Source organism: Pigmentiphaga humi, assembly GCF_900606115.1.
Taxonomy (GTDB): Bacteria; Pseudomonadota; Gammaproteobacteria; order Burkholderiales; family Burkholderiaceae_B; genus Pigmentiphaga; species Pigmentiphaga humi.
Genome location: NZ_UWPJ01000008.1, coordinates 149,173 through 168,814 on the forward strand (window position 1 = coordinate 149,173; position 19,642 = coordinate 168,814).

Consider the following 19,642-nt stretch of genomic DNA (forward strand, 5'->3'; position numbering starts at 1 on the left):
CGGCGGATGCAGACATTCACGCAATCCGGCTTGAAAATCTGACAGCGTTATGGGTCGCGACAAACGTGGATCCGTTCTCGCCAAAACGAAGCATGCCGTGTGTGGACTGCTACAGTATCAACGGGGTTGGCCGTCATCAAGCCGCTTTGGCTGATAAGGATTGATTAGTTCGGCTAATACAGGAATCCGCGCGACGCAGGTAGGGAAACCTCGTTCTGGAGAACGAGCGCAACAAACGAAGCAGGGTGTTATTTCGGCGCATTAAAAGGACGCCGGCCATGATTCACGATTTGTTGTGGCCTACGCCCGCTGGCGTCAGCAACTACATCCGGCTTAATTGACTCTGAAGCAAAGGATATTGAGCGTATCGCCGCCGATCGGCAAATACCCGTCAGCACAGCCCACTTTTGACCGATTTCGCCTGCTCTTATTCCGGACATGCTTTCATCCAAAATGTGTCCGTTGAAATAAAAATCCGCGAATCAATTGAAAGCCTGTTCCCGATCAACGGCCAGGAGAAACCGGGCTACTTGATCGTTTCGCTCACAAAAAATAAAACCGTGCGGGCAACCCGGGCCGCAATGCAAACACGAGAGAACGACACAGGTTGGTGAAAACGTAGAGGCGTGCATTCCGTGGCGCTAAAAACCGCGACCGAATCCGTTCGTATGCGGCCAACCGCCGAGCCATATTTATTCGAATGGTTTGTTGGCAGGGCAAGGTTGGCGCCTGAATATCCGCCCATGGGCTACGGTTTGGAGTGCTGCGAGCCCCGCGCCTTCACTGAACCGGTTAGCCGAGAACTGAGCGAGGGTGAAGATCCCCGTCTGCAATTTGTGGGCAGGGTATGCCATGACGCTCAGGGAGCATCTATGCAAAAACGCTATAAACCCACGCCCAAGGCAGCCCGGAACCCGTTGCAGGTCCCGGGCGGATTTCGTAAAAGGCCAGATGATCGCCGAGGTGGTGAGTTCTGAAAAATCGTCAGACGTTGATCACACGTTTAAACGTTGATCAGTCGGAAAAGGGCCGTGAATGCCAGGTTTCGCGGGGAAATCGCGTCACGGTCTTTGCGGGAATTGCTGGAAGTACCCCCAGTCGTACCCCCAGAGGGGGTATCTGGATGATAGATCAGCCTGGATGCCGGTGCCAGCGCTGCACTCGCTAGGATAAAACGGTTATGGCGCAGACCGCATTGTCGGCTGACGCATGGAACAGTACGCGATGAGATGCAGAGGAACGGGCCGCTGTGGCCCAGACCTCGGAGAACTCTCATGGCAGACCACCACACCCGCCACAACCCGCTGGAGCAAGACGCTCTGTTCACTACTCCGGCCTCACTCATGCTCGATGCCCGCCTCACGCCATTGGAGCGCAATGGCTGTCAGGTGCTGCGCATGCTGCGCTCTGCGGAGGGCATCAGTCCGTTGGCAAACCTGGGGCAGTTGCGTCGCTATCTCACCTCTACCCCGCTGGGACAGCGGGCCGGGTACGAGACGGCCTGGCGTGTTCTCGTCGTGCTTCGGCTGACCGGGTGGATCAGTCTGGTGGGGCAGCACCGCGATCCTCTGACCGGCCATGTGCTCAGCGAGCTGTATCAGGTTCACGAAAGCGCCCTCAGCTTCCAACAGGCCTGCACGCTCGATGCCAGCCTGCCCGCGCTTCTGCAATCTTCCATCGGCCACGAAAACAACCAGGTGGATCGGGTGGCCGTCCACATTCAGGCAACGCTGGCGCAGGCACCTGAAGCCGCCTCCATTGCGACCCACGATCAACGCCACGATGACGATGATTTGCCCCCTACGCCGCCGTCGCAGGCAAGCGAGGTAGCCGACCCGCTGCCATTTTCTGGCGATTCCGCTGGCAGCACGTTTGTTCCGCAACAGACCGGACACGCTCGCCACATGACGGCTGAGCAGCGCAGTACGTATAAGACGTATATGTATAAAAAAGAACGTACGTACCGCGCGCGCGAAGGCGACGCCGATTCGACATCGCAGTCGGTGAGCTTGCCGGCTTGCCTGAGCAATGCCCAGGCAGATCAGCAAAAGGACGTGCAGGCCGCCTTGCGGCGGCTGCCGCCGCAGCATCGCCAGGAAGTACTCGACGAGTTGCAGGCACGCAGCCAGAGCGGCACCGTGCGCAATGTCGTGGCCTACTTCTTCGCCTTGGTGAAGCGCGTATTTGCTGGCGAATTCCGCCTGTGGGCAGGTCGCAAGGAGACGTCTGCCGCGAACCGGCCTACAACTCCGCCACGCACCGAAGTCCGCCCGGAACCGACTGCGCCCCCGGCATCGCGTGAAACTGCCCTGGCGCACATCGCCAACATCCGTAAGATTCTGAACGTCCCGACGAACGCTGGGGACATCGCAGCACAGGTAATGCAGGTCAGGGGATGGCAGCCCCATCCTGCGTAGCAAATGCTGCCGCGAAACGGGTCGTCACTGCACTCCGCAGTGACGACCCGCGCCACACCGCCAACAATGCGGGCAAAAGCCAGTTCCTATTGCGTGCGGCCTACATGATGATGTCCGCACTACATTGACCGGGCAGTTGCCAAGACCGATGGGCTTCGTACATCGGCACCCCCAACAGCGCAGGTTCCTGCAAACGCTGGCCCGACAGGGTGGAGCCGCCCCAGGTATGCCCAGGCTCCGACCGCATACCGGCCCTACCCAGGGCGGAGCCTTCTTCGTCTGTTTGAACTCATCCCTACCGCGCCGCCTGGCGCACTCTCCTTTGCGGCAATTGCTCTGTGCAACGCACAGGGCTCCCGCTGCATTTCTCATCCCACTCACTTCATAGGAGGACTCGTCCACATTCGCATCACTTTCGTCTTGTAGTACCTCCGTCCAGGCTTCCAACAGGGAGCAAGACGGACGCCTCATTCGAGGCTCTGGTGTTTCCTGAACACCATGCCCTTGCCCTCACGGGATCTCGCCTTGGCGAGTTGGCACCAACACTAACCATTGAATTTCAGGACAACGCAGTACGGCGCTTTACTCGGAGGCCGAAAGATGGACGACTTGACCTACACCCTGCGGCAGCTTTGCCAGCGCAACCGTGACGGCAGCCACAACACCCAGGCCGACCGGATGCGGTCTCTCGCGCTAGCTGCACGGCAGCTACGCGAGGCCGGTTTCAGGCAAATGAAGGTATCGTCACTCAAGGGCAAGCACGTCCAGGCGCTGCTGGAACGCTGGCAGAGCGAAGGTTTGTCGTCTGGCACTATCAAGAATCGGCTCTCTCATCTGCGCTGGTGGGCCGAAAAGATCGGCAAAGCTGGCGTCCTTCCGATGGACAACGCACAGCTTGGCGTGGCTGAACGCCGTTATGTGACCAACATCAGCAAGGCCCTCGAACTGGGATCAGCACTTGATCAGATCACCGATGTCCATGCGCGCATGAGCCTGCAACTGCAGGCAGCGTTTGGCCTGCGCCGAGAAGAATCCATCAAGTTCCAGCCCAGCTATGCAGACCGGGGCGATCATCTCGCTCTCAAAGGGTCATGGACGAAAGGCGGAAGGGCACGAACCGTACCGATCACAACACCCGAACAGCACGAAGTGCTCCGGGCTGCGCACCGTCTGGCAGGCGCTGGATCAATGATCCCGGCACACAAAAGCTACATCCAGCAGCGGCATATCTACGACGGTCAGTGTAAAGCGGCGGGATTGAGCAACATGCACGGGCTGCGGCATCGCTATGCACAGGTACGGTACGAGACGCTGACGGGATGGGCAGCATCCGCAGCAGGAGGCCCACCTCGCCATGCGCTGTCGGCGGAACAACGCGAACTCGACACCCATGCGAGACGCACCATCAGTCGGGAGTTAGGACACGATCGACCACAAATTATCAGCGTGTACTGCGGAAGATAGGCAGCATTGGCCGCCGATTACTGCTTGGCAATATTTTTGCGGTGGAAGTTCAGGTACTCGATATGCCCCGGAAGGATGAGGCGCAAACTCGTGAAATCATCCAAATGCAATGTCTTCCGCGCATCCTGTGACAGTAACGATGAGACTAATAGGCTTCCGTCATCGCCAAAAGTAATTAGGCCTTGGTCAAACAACGCGTCGTAGTGGACCGCCAATAGCAAGCCATTGAACGGATCGAGCCTTTCGGTATCGTCAGCCAGCGACCAAGGCTTGGCATGGCTGGCTCGCAGCAGGGAGAGTGGCAAGTCGCTGCCGGAAAGGGCGCAACGTCCTTCCCACAGCTCCAGTAGGGCTTCACGAAAAACATCCTGCCCTATGCGCTGGCGTACTTCGTTGGTGCGCTCCGTAGCCGGGATTGCCGCCAGTCGCGCTTCCACCTTGGCCGACAAGACCGAAGCTGGATGCGTTTGCAAGGAATGAAGAACACGTAGCACGTCATAGAGTTGAGCAGCATCTGCGGCCAGACCTGCACTGGCCATGCCGCGTGGTGGCTGTTGTATTACGGGGATCAGACCGATACGTTCCATCGCGTTGGGTTCTGGCCCTGCAAGCAAGACGCCCTGCCCAGAGACACGCACTGCCACCCGAATGGGAGTTCCACTGATTCCAGCCAGAAACCAGCCGTCTTCGGCTGTGGAGAGCAAATCGTAGCCGCTGTCGGTCAAGGCTTTGACGACAAGGGTAGGCAGTTTCATTTCGCGTGGCATCACGCTTTCCCCTCAAAGATCTCGTTTCAGGAGACGATCAGAAGCAGGGGAGCCGCGCAGTTGTATGGCGACCCAAGGCGCCTGTGCGTACGCCGGCGGCGGTGGGGTGGTCGTCGTCACGATGTACTGAAACAGCGGGGCCGAGCCGAACTCTTCCAGTTCATGCACAAGATGAAACAGGCCGTGGTACAGGGCGAGCCCCAGGTCGGCTTCACGTGGGCTGTCATGAAGCAGGAAAGCCGGGAGCCTCGTGTCACCTTCGATGCTCATGCACAGGGTCGCGAGATCGAAGGCCACGACTTTCAGCGAGTCGATGGCCGATGTCGAACGATCCCCACCCATCTGGACAACCAGGCTCAGCCCGTTTCCGGTCAATCGGATTTCGCCACTGGCTTCAGGTCCGACTAAGCGTCGGATGATCGGGTCGAACTTCTGGGCAAGTTTCGAGAAAACAGTCGCGTTCTGGTTTTGCAGCGCCGCGATCCGCTCCCGCACTTGCTCTATTTCGATTTGATGCCTATCCAGGCGGGCTTCGGTAGTTTGCTGCTGTTCGAGCAGCGAGGCCAGGCGCTCGACATCGTCCACGGCCTTGCGTGCGGCATACCACGCCCCATCGCGCTGTTCGCGAAGCTTCAGCAGGTTCTGGTAATGCTCTTCCCTGCGCGTTGCATCCTGTTTCGCCAACGCCAGCTCAGGTCGCAACTGCGTCAGTAGCGATTGGGCTGATTCCAGACGCTCCTGTTCATCCTTGAGCGTTTTTCTGCCGTTCTCCAACCTAGCCTTGCAGGATTCCAGATCTGGAACCTTGTGTGACAACCCGCATTGGCTCGCCAGCACGCGGTCAATGGGCACCTCGCAGATGGGACAAGGATAGTTTTCTGCTTCCTTGAGCGAGTAGGCCAATGTTGGATATTCGCCCTTGATCGCGGATATCGCCCGCGCGATGGCTGGTATCACAGCCTCTTGCCTTCCGATATCAGCCTGGATTCTTGCCACCTCCGCTTGGGCCTTTTCGTGCGCCTGCCGCACGGAGTCTATATCCGGAGTCGCGCCCGCCCCGCTGGACTGGGTTTGCGCTGCCAACCGCTCCTGCGCCGCCCGACGCATGATTTCGACACCCAGGGTGCCCTGCGCAAGTTCATCGTCCGTAACGCCAAGCACTTCCAGAAGCTGCTTTCTCAGCTTGCGGATCTCCCAGGCACGATGGCCTATTTCCTGCTCCTGGCTGCGGCTCGACTCGCTCATCGCGGCGATGTCGACGCGGAGCGTCTGTTCGGAGAGGTCGATGGCATTCAACAGGGCTCGCAGTACCTCCAGCCGCTCGGTTCGATTCAGCCCCCGCGCCGGCGATTCCGAGTCGGATAGTGAGGATCGCCATTCAAGAACATGGTCGAATCTGCATTCCTGGTCCCTGCTCAACAACGCCAAGGCAATCTGCCAAGCCTGATGCTCTTGTTTCTTGCCAGCGATCAGATCTCTGACGCCTGGTGTCAGCAGATTCTCTTCGATGGCGTTGAGCAACGGAGACAGGCCAGAGGCCGGCATTTCGCTGAGAACAAGTTCATCGAGATTGCCATCCAGTACCGCGAAATGCCGCCGCCGGATGCCCAAGGGTCGAAGGACGGCCCAACAGGCGCCATCCAGCACGACTTCCATACCAACCCATCCGTTGGGAAATGCCGAACTGATTCCGTTGCGCTGATCTTCGGGAGCGAACTTGTCCTCGCCCAGGCAATAGCGCAGCAGCCTGCAGAACAAGGTCTTGCCTCCGCCATGACCGATGCCGTTGTCGTCTGGCGTCCAGACGATATTCAGGCCTGGACGTAATGGAACATCCCGCAAGGGCGGCTCTCCAGGTTTTTCCCATATCACCAACCGCTTCACCCATAAGCGTGGCTCATGCATCTGGGCCGACGGGGTGAGACATAGCTGTTGCTGGAACATGTCAGGCTGTGGCTTCAATCCATCCCCCTATCTCGTCAGGCAACTCGCGAATGACACGATCGAAGTCCTGCCCTCGGGCTTGCAGGAAAGTAAGAATCATCTGGGCACGCCCTTCGGCCCATTCGGCAGCAGGCATATCCAGTTCGACACCTTTGGCCCAAGTCCCTGCCCCCAGATCTTCAATCAGGTAGCTGCTGCTCCGCAGAAAGCGCACGGCTCTGCCCCAAGCTTGATTTACACGCGGTATGACACTCAAAACCGACCCGGAGAACGGCCTGGCTTCTTCGCCTATCAGGCGTTGCCAATCCAGAGCATCCTGCGTGTCCAGCAAAGGCGTCATCAGCCTTGGCTCAAGCGCCAAGACGGCGGCGAGGCGTACATGGCGCACTGGCCATGGGGTCTCGGCAACCTTGAGCAAGGCAGCCAGAGCCACCCCCGTCTCCCCACCTTCATCCTGTTGTGGTCGTGCCCAGATTCCATCAGGCAGCGCCGCTCGATCGAAGACCTGCCGAACCTTGGCTTCAGCATGAGTAGGCAATGTGTCTTCTACCTGGAAACCTCGCTTGAAGGCTTCCAATACCAGATGCTGGGTGCGGTACTGCACATGATCGCGACGGGTTTCACCATCGAGACTGGCCAATCGAAGGGACGTGGTTGACGTCTCCCTGTAAGCCCCGAAATCCCGAAACTCATTGTTTCGGAGCACACGGAAAGTCTCGCTGGGATAGTCTTCACCGGCCACGTCGGCCGGATCGAGAATGTAGCGTAGTTCTTCCTCGGTCAGGCCGTAGAGCCTGGCGTAGTAGGCATCGAGTTCGGCACGCAGATGGGCGCGGCGTTCGGGATGCCAAGGGAAGGGTGAACCGGTATAGCCAAGCTCGGTAGCCCAGTCGGCCAGGTCGTGGGCGGTATAGGTCAGTTCCAGTACGCGCGGGACGATAAAGGCCAGATCGGTTTCGGTGTAGCGATCTGGCGAGAGAATAGGAAGCTGCTTGTAAATAAAGTAATTAAGGTGAGTCCCACCGACTTTATGGCGAGCCACAAAGTCAAGAGTGAGTGAGCACAAGTTGCCCAACAGGGCAGCCGCTTTTCGGGGATCAAGGTCTGCTCCAAATAGCATCAAGGGCATATTGTTCCCTACCCCCGCTCTTGGAATCACCGACGCGATCACGGTGCGTTCGTCCGTAGCACGGCAGATATCTCGCCAACCCATCAGCCAGCGTGGACTGCGGTGGTCCATCCACTCATCGAGTTCGGTATACAGGGCACTGTCACGGGCTTCACCGGCAGTTTGTGCGGCGAAGCGTTGCAAGATGGCGAGTTCGTCGTCGGACAGGGAGTGGTCTCTGTCCTGCTGAGCCCATTTGGCGAACTCGGTGATGGCTTTTTTGCCAGTGATTCTGTTATCACGTAAGACGATAGCGCAGGCAGGGTAGTCGCTGGAAAGGGAACGTTCTACACGCGGAGTGGTGCGCAATTTCAGGGCGGCGCTGTAGCTGCCGTCGGGTTCGGGATTGCCGGCTTCGCGGCGGAAGATTTCGCCGGCAATCCACTGGGCCAGTGCTAGCCATAAGACGTCTAGCGCGCTGCGCCGTGTGTCTACGCTGGCCTGGTGCACGGCCAGCCAAGCCTTGCTGATGGCGCGGGGCACGCGAGCGATGCGAGCTAGTACTTCGCGCTGTCCCACCCAGTAGCGTGGGCGCAGGATGAAGGCCGAATCGGCTTTTTGCCCCTCACTCACGTCCACTATCGTCAGGCTATCCTGGCCGGAAAGGCCTTCCACGTAGTTGGCCCAGCGATGATCGAACTGGTGGATCATCTTGGCTTCGTACAAGGGCAGGCTATCCGGTGAATCACCGTCACGGAACAGGTGGCTGTCATTGGACATGTGGAACATGGTTTGGAAGCGAATCCCCCAAGGGCCGTCTTCCTGTTCCAGGATATCGCCGTTCTCGTCCACCTGCGCTTCGCGTATCAGCACCGGCGCTTGGCGGTAGAGTTTCTTGGTCAGTTCTGCGTCGCGCTGGCTGCGGAAGACTGGGCAAGTGCGTGTGTTGGGGTTTATCAGCGCGAATTCCTGAGGGGTCAGGGTGAAGTGGCGGCGAGGGTCGGCCAAGTGGCTTACCTGGGTGGCGAAGCAGACGAAGCGGGCAGCTTCTGCCTGGCCCAAAGTCAACAGGCAGAACTTGTAGCTGCGATGCACGCCGGGGAACACCCCGTCACTGTTCTCGAAGTCGAACAGGCTGACCAGCCGCCCGGATTGGCTAACGGCGGAGAAGAACGCCTTGGTGGAATCATCGGTGGCGATGCCGGTGGGTACAATCAGCCCCGCGCGGCCCGGTCGTCCCGCCAGTTGTGCAAAGGTCTCGGCAAACAGCGCATAGGTGTTGACGTCACCGATACCGGTCAGCGGGTAGCGCCCGCCCTCGTTGCCCTTGACATGGACAAAGGCACTGGTGGCCTCAGCGGTACGGCGGGCGGTAATGAATTCCTGATGCAGGCGCCGCTCGTTGCTGCAAACCAGTTCGGCCTGAACCCTATCCGGCTCCAGATGTCGGGCCAGTATCCCCTCGCTCAGCCACTGGATGCGCTGGCTGCGCTCCGCCTTGTTCCTGGCGTTGGCGATATCGCTATTGCGGCTGGCGAAGAATTCCTCTTCTTGCAACTTGATGCGCTCCCAGGGCGGGTTGCCCAGCATCACGCTGAAGCCGCCCTGCGCGGCGATATGGGGGAATGCAATCCACCAATGCAAAACACGGGCCAGGGCGCAGGCTTCACGGGCAGTGGCTTCGACGAGATCTAGGGTCGGCTCAGTCTCACTATTCGCTACGGCCCACAGGTGGCGGGAACTGGGGACGGGCTGGTTATCCGCCTTGGTTAGCAGAAAGGCCCCCAGGTAAAGATCAGCCAGGCGCGCCAAGCGGCTTTGACTGGCAGCGCTATGGGCTTGCTGCCAGCGGGCCTGTTTAGCGGCCACCTGCAGCAGATCATTGTCGGTGAGTTGCTCCACCGCGCCGGTACGGATGGCCAGTTGCTCCTCGCGGAACAGGTCGCCACTGGCAAGTGCCCTTTGCCAACTTTCGCGTTCCCGCTTGTTCTGTTTCTTGAGTTCGCTGGCAAGGACTTTGTCGTCGCCGCTCAGAGGCGTGAAGGCGGCATCCGGCAGGCCTCGGTCGAGGATGGCGGGATCGAGTACGCCCAACAGGGCATCGCCGCATTGCAGATGGTGATCGAGAAAGCCCAAGGGCTTGTCGGGCGTCATGGCTTCTAGCCACAGGGACATGCGCGCCAGTTCCAGCGCCAGCGGGTTCAGATCCACGCCGTAGATGCAGTGGCCAATGACGTCGCGCAGTGCCTGACGGTAGTCGTCGCCGCTGGGCGTGCCCTGGGCGCGCAACTGCGCCAGGTGATTGGCCAGCCGCCTGGCGGCGGCGAGCAGGAAGTGGCCGCTACCGCAGGCCGGATCGCAAACGGTAATGGACAGGAGTGCGGCCTGTGGGTCGCTGGCACCCGCTATGCGCTGGCGAATGACCGGTTCCAGCGCGGAATTCAGCAGCTCCTGCACCAGGGGATCGGGCGTGTAGTAACTGCCGCTGGTCTTGCGGGCATTGCCCTGGCTTTGCTCGGCATTAGCAAAGCGGAACACGTGGCCATTCTGGGCGACCTGGGGCACCAATTCCAACAGGCTTTCATAGATGCTGCCCAGCTCTTCCGGCCCCATGTCACGCCAGTTGATGCGGGTGAGGCTACCGCCGTCAGGTATCCAGGCCAGCCGGTGGGTCGCGGCCAGCAGGGTATTGTTGCCCAGGTCTGCGTGATCCAAATCAGGACATTGATCGGTCGCGAACAGGCCTCCCAGTGCCGGCAGCGCCAACAGCGGCTGCCCGCTGGCCAGCCCTGCAAAGACCGGTTTGAGTCCCTGCCAGAGGTCGGTATGGCGATCCCAGGTGCGGCGGCGGCGGGTGCGATCGCGCAGGCGACGCAGGCTGTAGCCGTCCTGATACAGACGAATGGCTTCAGGGTCTGCTTGATCCGGATGCAGCAGACCACGCTCCTCGATGGTCAGCAGGAAGATGAGCCGGTAGACCAGACGCAGTAGTTGCTGGAAGTAATCGTCGGGCGTGAGTTCGCCGCTCGCCAGGCGCTGACGCAAGGCGCCATTGCTGGCTTCGGACAGGAAGCCTTGGCCCAGGGTCTTGAGCGCATCCTCCACACCGATGCGCAGTTTTTCACGGGCACGGGTGCCCTGTTCCCGGCTGGCGGCGTACCAGGCCTCCAGTGCGCATTGCTGCGGCAGTTGCTGGCCTTGGCCGAAGCGGCTGGCGTGGATCAGCAGCCACAACAGTGAGAAGTCGGCGAAGCGCTGCTCGGTAAAGATGCGCTCCAGATCGGCTTCGATCCAGGCCGGGCGAGTCAGGCTGGCATTGTCGCGCGCCACCCGCAGCGACAGGCCATTGCTCGCGATGCCCCACAAGGTGGTGTCGGCCGCATTAAGGTAGTCCTGCAACAGCCCGAAGGCGCTGCGCTGGCGCCCGCCATCGCCCAAGCGGCGGTCACGCTCCTCCAGACGCTGGTCGCAGGGAGCGACCACCAGCGGCAACCGGCCATTACCAGCGGTGGCCGTGAGTGGATAGCTGCGCTCATCCAGGATCTGCGGCTCGACGCCGACTACGATATCGATAACGCCGAACACTTCGCGCAGCAGTTGAGTGACGAAGCGTTGTGTCAATGCCTGGGCATCGCTTGCCCCCGTGCGGGTCGCGGCGAAATCGTTCCAGTGCGCTTCGGCGATACGCCAGTAGCGCCCCAGTTCGTCGCGCAGATTCAGGCCCTTGGGCACCCCATAGTCCGTGGGGGCCTGGTGCGGAGCCTGCAGGGCGGCCACCTTGGCCAGCCACTCAGCCGGCAGCAGTCCGCCTTCGATGGCGATCGCATCGAACTGCAGCACGGCATCCTTGCGACGGCTCATGCAGCACCTCCAGGCATCAGGACATAGGCGGCAATGACGTCCACTGGTTTGAGCGCGCGTACTTCATAGCGGCCCCGGGCATCGGCAGCTTCGCGCACGCGCCGGTGATCTGCCAGCAGTCTTTCGGCCTGATCATCGGCGAGCTGTTCCAGTTGCTCCTGGCGCTGCTGCAACGTCTCCAGCAGGTTGTGCATTTCGCGCTGACGCACCACGTCCGGCAGGTTGCCTTGGGCTGGCGCCTCCAGCCAGGCGAGCAATTGATCGCCCTGGATCTCGACCGGATCGGTACGGCCCTGCCAGGCCACGGGCAAGGCTTCTTCGACCAGCAAGGTCTGGTTGCGGCCCTCCCGGGTGGTGCTGATCTGGTGCCGCAGGCGCAGCAACAGCACCGAGGTAACACTCTGCACCGCCGGGCTGCGCCAGACGCCGATCCGGCCCAGCGTGGCCAGTTGCTGGCCGTCATGGGTTTCCGCCATCAAGGAACGCTCCAGCAGTTCGTCGGCCAGGGTGGCGATCAGCGGATGGCTACGGTGGATGAAGCGGCAGCGCGACGCCGGGGGCTGGTTGAAGTCGATGCGCAAATCGCCGTCCACGCCTTCGGCTGCCAGCCGCTCGCGCAATGCTGCAGGCAAGGCGCTGATGAGCGCGGTAGCTCCGTGGGCGCGCAGCGACAATCCTGCCCCCAGGCGCGCCATGGCTTGGGTGGCAAAACGCTTGACGTCATCGCTGCTGCCAAGCACGGCACGCATGCGCTCCCATTCCGGCAGTACATCAACAGGCCGCAAGCGGCGCTGGGCAAATACGGTGCGGTTCTTCTTGGCTTTTTCGGCCAGGTCGGTCCAGTGAATGTCGAGTGCCCGGCTTTCTGGGTACTGATCGAAATCAAAGGAGCGTTGTGGGCCGCCTGCGCGCTCGCTGCGCAGCATCACGGCCTTCATCAACGCCTGAGTGAGGGTATGGTCGTCGTCGGGCAGTGGCACCGGCACGCCCAGTTCCTGGCGGATCTTTTCCGCCTTGCGCAAGATGACCTGCAGCACGGCACCATCCACCGGGTTATTGGCGCCATAGATCAGGGTGGCGCGCACCTTGAGGCTGGTCTGGCCGAAGCGATCTACCCGGCCTTCGCGTTGCTCATGGCGCGTGGGGTTCCAGGACAGGTCGTAATGGACCACGGCATCGAGGTTTTCCTGCAGGTTGATGCCTTCGGACAGGCAGTCGGTAGCGATCAGCAGGCGACGCTCGGCTTCGCCCAAGGCATCGATACGGCGCTCCCGCTCTGCGGCCGGAAATTCACCCGTCACCACGTCCACGGTGACGCCTCGGAATCTGCCCGCCAGATGGTCATGCAGGTAGCGGGCGGTGGCGATGTAGCGGCAGAACACCACGGGATTGAAGCCATCGTCGATAAGCTGTTTGAGATGGCTTCCGAGCAGGCGCAGTTTGGGATCGCTCTCTTCGCCGGCTAGCGTCTCGGCCTTGTTCAACAGGTCGAGCAGGGCAGGATCGCCGATGTCAGCGGCTGGCACCACATCGTCTTCGCTCAGGGCATCTTCCGTGCCATCGAACAACGGGCCGAGGATCTCTTCAGGCGCCTGTTCCACCTGCTCGGCCAGCAGGCGGGTGCGCAGGGCCTGTATGGCCGCCGCCGGGCTGCTGGCGACGCAGCGCATCAGCGCCAGGGTGCCCCAGAAGCTCAGGCGCTGACTCCTCTCATCTCCACCGGCGCGTTGCACCACTTCACGGCAGTAGTCGAGCACGTCCTGAAAGAAGTTTTCCCACAGGCCACCAAGGCGATAGGTCAGCTCGGCCGTTTCGCGCTGGGGGAAGATGCTGCCGTCCTGCCATTCGTCGATGTCGGGTCGGCGCCGCTGCACGAAATGCAATGCCAACTGATCGCGCAGCCTTTCCTTGGCATCGCCGCTGGCTGTCGCCAGCGCAGCGAACTCCGGCTTCAACAACCCCAGCAAGCTGTAGAACGTGTCCTGGTCGCCGCTGTGAGGAGTGGCGGTGAGCAGAACCAGGTGGCGTGCTTCGTTGGCTGCCAACGCACGCAGCAGCTCGAAGCGCAGTTGCCGGCCCTGGCCCGCGCTGACGCAAGTGTGGGCTTCGTCGACGATGACGAATTCCGGGCAGGCGCGGATGAAGTCGTGACGATGGCGCTCGGACTTGATGTAGTCGAGACTGACGACGGTGACCGGATGCACCTGAAACAACGATTCACCGACCGTGATGCCTCGCTCCAATCGGGCCGCACTGGTCGCGGTGACAGCAACCGCGTGCAGGTGAAAGCGGTCGTTGAGTTCGCGCACCCACTGTTCGACAAGGTGCGGCGGACACAAGATGGCCATACGCTGGATCTCGCCGCGATCCTGCAGTTCGCGTGCGATCAGGGCGGCTTCGATGGTCTTGCCGATTCCCACGTCGTCGGCGATCAACAGGCGCACCGGATCAAGACGCAACGCCATCAACAGCGGGACCAGTTGATAGGTACGCGGCTCCACCGCGATGTTGCCGAAGCTGCGGAAAGGGCCGGCACCGCGACGCAGGGCCATGCGCAGCGCATCGGAGAGCAGGATGGCTTCGCCCTGACTGCCCTCCAGCGAGGGATCGGGTGGTGGGAAGTGAGCGGATTCGATGCCAGGTTCCAGAACGATGTGGATCAGTGCGCCCTCTTCTTCGGTGCCGGACAAGGGCCGCAAGCGCAACAACGGAGGAACGCTGCCTGGCTGCACGATCCATTCGCGCCCGCGCGCATGTATCAGCGAACCCGGGGTGTATTGAGGAATGGACATCTCGATGGTTCTCATAGCCCCAGCAGACGACCCAGGCGCTGGAACAGCATCGGCCAGGCGTCAGTGTCGGCAGGGAAACGGATAAAGGTATAGCCGCGGTCTTCCCATGCAGCCTGCAAGTCGCGCGGGGTATCGGGCAGGGCGATGGCGGCGTAGTGATCGGGCCAGTGCAACAATGTGAGACCCTCGATATCCACGCTTGCCGGGGGCGGACCATCCAGCAGATGCGTAGCCGCCGCCTGTCGCCACTGGCCTGCCCAGCCTGACGAGGCTTCCGGTTCGGGGGGCAGTAAAGGTTCGGCCTCTTGCTGCTGGGCGATGGATTCGACCTGTGCCAGGCGCCAGAGAATGTGAACTGCTTCTGCGTCGCGGCGATCGATCAGTTCGTGGTCGGGCTGGTTGTAATAGGACAACAGGCAACGGTAGCACCCCGCGACGCAGCGAGTGTCAGGCTGTTCCTGGCGGCTCTCGAAGGTCGGCCATTGGCCACCGTCGACCGGTACGTCGTAGTGCATGATGCGCAACGCGTAGCGCGCCGCCTGTTGCAGCGCCAATGGATCGTTGACTAGCCGGGTAAGCACGCCTGCGCCGCCTTCGGTCGCCTCATAGAACAGCACGCCATTGCGATGGCGGAGATCGGGCAAGGCCTCGGCCAGCAACTCAGCCTCTTCGAGCTGGAAGGCTGCTTCAATGCCACGCTTGAGCGCATGCTGCAGGGTGACGAAGGTCTGTTCAGCCCAGGCGCCGCAAGGTTGCAGCAGCAGGGCGTTCTTGTGATCCTGGACATAGGGAACAACGCGTTGCGGTGGCAGGCGATCCCCTTCGTTGGCGGTGTTGGCCGAACGACGCTCCTCTCCTTCCCACCACCCCGTCCGGGAGTTGATGAAGAAGCCGAAGTCATTCGGTTGCCGACGCCGGCGCAATCCCTTGTTGATGCGGGTAATGGTGGCACCGGCGCCGTAGCGCAGGGTACATATCTCGCCTTCGCTGTCTCTGGCCAACACGGTGCGCACGTCGATGCGGCGATTGCGGATCGCCCAGCGGAAGGTGGTCTGCAGCTCGAAGGCCTGGCGCTGGCGCTCCTCGTCGTTGGCGGTGATGCGCTCGGTGGGCTCAGTATCGACGTTGTCGATGCGATACAGGCTGTTGATCTTCAGCGCATCCAACAGCGATTGGTCGCAGGCGTGGCAGTCGTTCCAATGGGACTCGAAGTGCGCGGCGCCGCAGTTCGAGCAGATGCGTACCGACTGGGTGCTAAGCGTGCCACCGGCACTGCCGGGATCATCAGATGACAAGGCAATGCGAGCGCGAACCACCCTGTAAGCGCGGCCTTCGTGATACACCAGGCTGCGCGGTCCGAACTCGGAAAGCGCCAGAAAGCGCGGGCGCTGCAGGAAGGTATTGCCACCCCGCACATCGGCACGACCGGGCACGTAGGCCATCAGCGGCAGCCGCGGGAAGTTGTAGCCTGGGAGGAAGCCCTCGGTGGCCAAATAGCGGTAGGTGTAAAAATCGCTGGAGAAGGAGTCGCGGCCGTGCAGGAGCAGCTCGATCTGATCGGAGGCCTGCCGCCAACGGCGCTTGGCATCGTCGCGCTCGCGCTTATCGGTGATGGCGTAGTTGTTCAAGGTTTCGTTGGCCAGGCGCTTTTGCCGTTCCGCCGACGTGAATAGATCCCGCCAGCGATTGAACGCACGATGGAAGGCCTCTGGTGCCGATGCAATGGCCGCCTGGGCATAGGCCTGGCAATCGGTGAACCACGGAGCGCGTTCGGGCGTCAGGTGTTCCTCCACCATGTGCAGCACATTGATGGCTTGGCGGGTCGCTTCGGCCGTCACCCCTTCCTGACCCAAGGCTTCGACGATGTGCGCTCGCACGGGCAGTTGCGGTACGCCGGGATCGACGATGTTGGAAATCGAGCTGTCGAGCTCCTTGCGGCTGGCGGCCAGCCAGACAGCCTGTAGATGGCTCTGGATCAGATCCTGGTTGGCCAGATCCAGCAGCGGCGCCTTGACAACGCCATGCACCATGGCGGTGGGATCACGGAAGAAATACTGGTCATGCGGGCTGCGCGCGGCGCAGTAGGTCACCACCAGCGCCGCCTGACCACTGCGTCCGGCACGGCCGGCGCGCTGCACATAGTTGGCGGGCGTGGGTGGCACGTTTCGCAGGTACACGGCATTCAGCGCCGAGATATCCACGCCCAGTTCCATGGTCGGTGAGCAGAACATCAGGGGCAGGAAGCGCGTGGGCTCGCCCTGCTTGTGGGCGATATCGTGCAGTTCGCCGTCGGTCAATGCTTCCCGCTCGCTGTTGCCGAAGCGAAAGCGGCTTTCGCGCAGCGCACGCAGTTCACCATCGACCTGAGCGGTATGTTCGCGTGCCTCCAGCCCGAACAGGAAACGATCCCGTTGCCCAAGCATCGTGGCGATGGCTTGGTATTGCTGTTTGAAGAACGCATTCGGCCGGCTGCCGGATGCATCGCCCAGATGGAATCGAACCCGGCCGGCATTGAGACGAAAGCCCGGTACGTTGAACAGAGTGTGTTCATCCCTGCGAATGAATCCGCCCTCTTGTGCGGCGCGGATCATGGCGTTCAGCAAGGTCTGATAGTCGGCACGTCGCAGGTTGGCCGCCGCCGGCTGCTCCCATATGGTCGAGCTACGCAGGCTCTTGCCCAGGGCCGTCTGCAGTCCGCCGCGCAGCACCAGTTCTTCATCCTTGCCGCGCAATGCATTCGCATTGGGAGGCTGAAGGAACAGCCAGCGCCAACCGAGCAGGCGCTCTTCCCGGCCGATGCCCCATGGGTTGCGCAGCAAGCGCAAGGCTTCGTCCTTACGCTGCTGCAACAGGTTGGGATCGAGGGCGGCGGCATCCACCGCCAGCCCTTTGCGCATGTAGTCGAAGAGGCAACGGAAGGCCTTTTCACGCGCCAGTGACGTCGCGTTTCGCAGCAGGTCAGGCGCTTTGTCGAAACGCACCGCCTCATTGCAAAATGCCTGCAGGCCGGAGTAGTCCGCCTCCAGCAACCCCAGTTCTTCCAGGTTCGGATTGGTGTAGCGCCAACCACGACGCTGATCGAACCAGGCGCGGTACGCGAGCACGAAGCGCAAGGCTTCCTCCGCATCGGCCAGATTCCGACCGACTGATTGCGGTTCCTGCATCCACTCACCCCGGTGGCTTTCTTCCGGGGTTTCCGCCGTGCTCAGTGGCTGATCGAAGCCCAAGGCCGCTCGCACTGCCGCACCCAGTCCACTGTCGCCCAAACCCGCCGCGCCAGCTTGTACCAGCGCCCGATAGATGGCGCCGCGCAACAGACTGACGAAGGTGAAATCATTGAAATGGCCTGCCTGGAGCGCTGCATCCTGGCGGTTGTCGGTGAAGCCGAGCAGTTTTCGCTTGTCCGAGCCAATGGATGGCTGGCCGTGCATCCAGCGCAGCGCACTGGTGGTCAGCAGCGTCGTCGCCGAGCTTCGCCCTTCCGCAGACAGTGCCGAAAGACGATTGCTGTCCTTGCCCTGGGCGCCATGCACCGTGCGGCAACGCAAGCAGTAACGGAACTTGCCGGGCAAGAACCAGGCCTCCTGGCCACGCCCGACTCTGCCATTGGCTTGAATCGAGAGTTGTTCCGCCTCCAGGCGCTGATGGGTGCGCTTGAACCTCACCTCACCATGTCGCGTGATCTCTATCCAGGACTCCGGATAGTCCTCTACCTTGCCGGTAAATTCGATGGGATCGTTGGCGTTCAGGGGCAGCAGGAAGCCCAGCCTTTCGCCAATGGCATCCTCTTCGACTTCGGAGGCGTCCGTGTCGTCGTCCCGCATTTTTGGCATGTCGTCGATGTCGCGGGCTAGCACCTCCCAACCGGCATCGTCTCGACGCATCCTGACGGGGTGGTACTCCTGCCCACAATCCCGGCAGAAGTGCGTGGAGTACAACCGTTTTTGCTCATCTCCGGGCAGGAACTGCTGTCCCTCCAACTCAACGGGGCGTGTCCCCGGGGCATCGAGGGTCGTGAACACGACGCCAGCACCGCTGATGAACTGGTGGAGACGAAAGGCGAAGAAGGCTTTTTCGCTGCCGTGCCCGTCGAGACGACGACTCTTTTCGGGTTGGGCTGCCAGCAGCAGCATGGCGCGCAGCATGGCACCCGCAATCACTTCATCCCTTCCCGACTCTTCGGCCAGGCGCTCGGTGGCCTTGGCAAAGGTCAGGGGATTAGCACGAACCCATTTCCCTCCCTGTTCGCGCGTGATGCCAAGGCGTGTTTCCACCCAGATCGCCAAAGGATGTTGTCGCAACGTGGCATCATCGGCATGCGTGGAAACGCCCGCGTCGATGGCGGCGCCCAGTTGCGATCTGACCGAGTCGGCAGTCTCGGATGGCTCTGTAGCCCGTTCCAGATCTTCGGTGACGACATTGAAGGGCGATATCTGGGTTGCGAACAACGTGGAGGCAACGGAAGCGACTTTTTGGTTGCGATCTTCCTGACTGCCGCCCGACGCCATCGTGGCGGACGTGCCGATGCACTGCAGGTACTCCGGTGCCAGCCGTTCTCGAACGCGCCTCACCAACATGGCCACGTCGGCGCCTTGCCGTCCGCGATAGGTATGCAATTCATCCAGCACCAGAAACTGCAGGCCGGCGCAGTTGGCGATCACCCGGCTGTCGGTCTCGTTCTGCCGAGTCATGAGCATTTCCAACATCATGAAGTTGGTCAGCAGAATGTCCGGCGGGTTATCCCGAATCCTATCCCGCTCCTCCTTGCTTTCCTGGCCGGTATAGCGCGCGAAGGTTACCGGCCCATCGTTGCCTACGAACTTGATCAGCTCTTCGCGCTGACTGTTGGCCAGAGCGTTCATTGGGTAGATCACGATGGCTCGAGTTCTGGGCATGCTGTCGTGGGCTTTGGCGCGCAGCACCGCATCTACGATCGGGATGAAGAAGCATAACGATTTACCCGAGCCGGTTCCCGTGGTCACCACGTAACTCTCGCCCCGGGAGGAGAACGCGATCGCCTGTTCCTGGTGGGTGTAGAGATCGATGGGGAACAGAGCGGCCGTTGCCGCCAGCAATTCGTTCGTGCCGGCAAGCTGCTGTGTCGACCGTCCCTGGCGATAGCGCGGATTGATCTGTATCAGCGGCTCCGGCCAGTAACGGCCGCCGTCATAGGCCGCATGAACGCCCGAGCGGATATCTTCCGCCCGAATGGAAGTGAAAGAACTCGCGAACTGGCTATAGTCCTCGATCAACTGGCTTCTGAGTGAGAAAACATCCATCGTGTCGTCC

At 61.2% G+C, this 19,642-nt stretch carries 8 protein-coding genes; 3 read left to right on the forward strand and 5 right to left on the reverse strand.

From position 1 onward, the window contains the following. Window positions 1–407 precede the first annotated feature (407 nt). The 3 genes from PIGHUM_RS04410 (at window position 408) to PIGHUM_RS04420 (ending at window position 3,881) form a co-directional block, all read left to right on the forward strand. On the forward strand, window positions 408–614 hold the full coding sequence (locus PIGHUM_RS04410; RefSeq protein WP_124078034.1) for a hypothetical protein: 207 nt from the start codon (window positions 408–410) through the stop codon (window positions 612–614). Window positions 615–1,274: 660 nt separating this feature from the next. Beyond that, the gene (locus tag PIGHUM_RS04415) at window positions 1,275–2,417 is read left to right on the forward strand and encodes an STY4528 family pathogenicity island replication protein (RefSeq protein WP_187697749.1); all 1,143 of its coding nucleotides are present in this window, start codon (window positions 1,275–1,277) and stop codon (window positions 2,415–2,417) included. 600 nt (window positions 2,418–3,017) lie between these two features. After that, window positions 3,018–3,881, forward strand: a complete 864-nt coding sequence (locus tag PIGHUM_RS04420; RefSeq protein ID WP_124078038.1) for a phage integrase N-terminal domain-containing protein — start codon at window positions 3,018–3,020, stop codon at window positions 3,879–3,881. 17 nt (window positions 3,882–3,898) lie between these two features. On the opposite strand, the gene PIGHUM_RS04425 is transcribed toward PIGHUM_RS04420, so the two are convergent. Genes PIGHUM_RS04425 through PIGHUM_RS04445 form a run of 5 tightly spaced genes read right to left on the reverse strand, consistent with a single transcriptional unit; the run spans window position 3,899 to window position 19,632 of the window. Then, a complete protein-coding gene (locus PIGHUM_RS04425) occupies window positions 3,899–4,648 on the reverse strand; it encodes an HNH endonuclease (protein WP_246012907.1) in 750 nt (249 codons plus the stop codon). A 12-nt stretch (window positions 4,649–4,660) separates the two neighbouring features. Further along, complete coding sequence (locus tag PIGHUM_RS04430) at window positions 4,661–6,592, reverse strand: chromosome segregation protein SMC (protein ID WP_246012899.1); 1,932 nt, start codon at window positions 6,590–6,592, stop codon at window positions 4,661–4,663. A 1-nt stretch (window position 6,593) separates the two neighbouring features. Next, complete coding sequence (locus tag PIGHUM_RS04435) at window positions 6,594–11,561, reverse strand: Eco57I restriction-modification methylase domain-containing protein (protein WP_187697750.1); 4,968 nt, start codon at window positions 11,559–11,561, stop codon at window positions 6,594–6,596. Next, a complete protein-coding gene (locus PIGHUM_RS04440) occupies window positions 11,558–14,353 on the reverse strand; it encodes a helicase-related protein (RefSeq protein ID WP_124078042.1) in 2,796 nt (931 codons plus the stop codon). Before PIGHUM_RS04440 ends, PIGHUM_RS04435 begins: the two co-directional genes overlap by 4 nt. 11 nt (window positions 14,354–14,364) lie before the next feature. Next, complete coding sequence (locus PIGHUM_RS04445; protein WP_124078044.1) at window positions 14,365–19,632, reverse strand: DEAD/DEAH box helicase; 5,268 nt, start codon at window positions 19,630–19,632, stop codon at window positions 14,365–14,367. Window positions 19,633–19,642 lie beyond the last annotated feature (10 nt).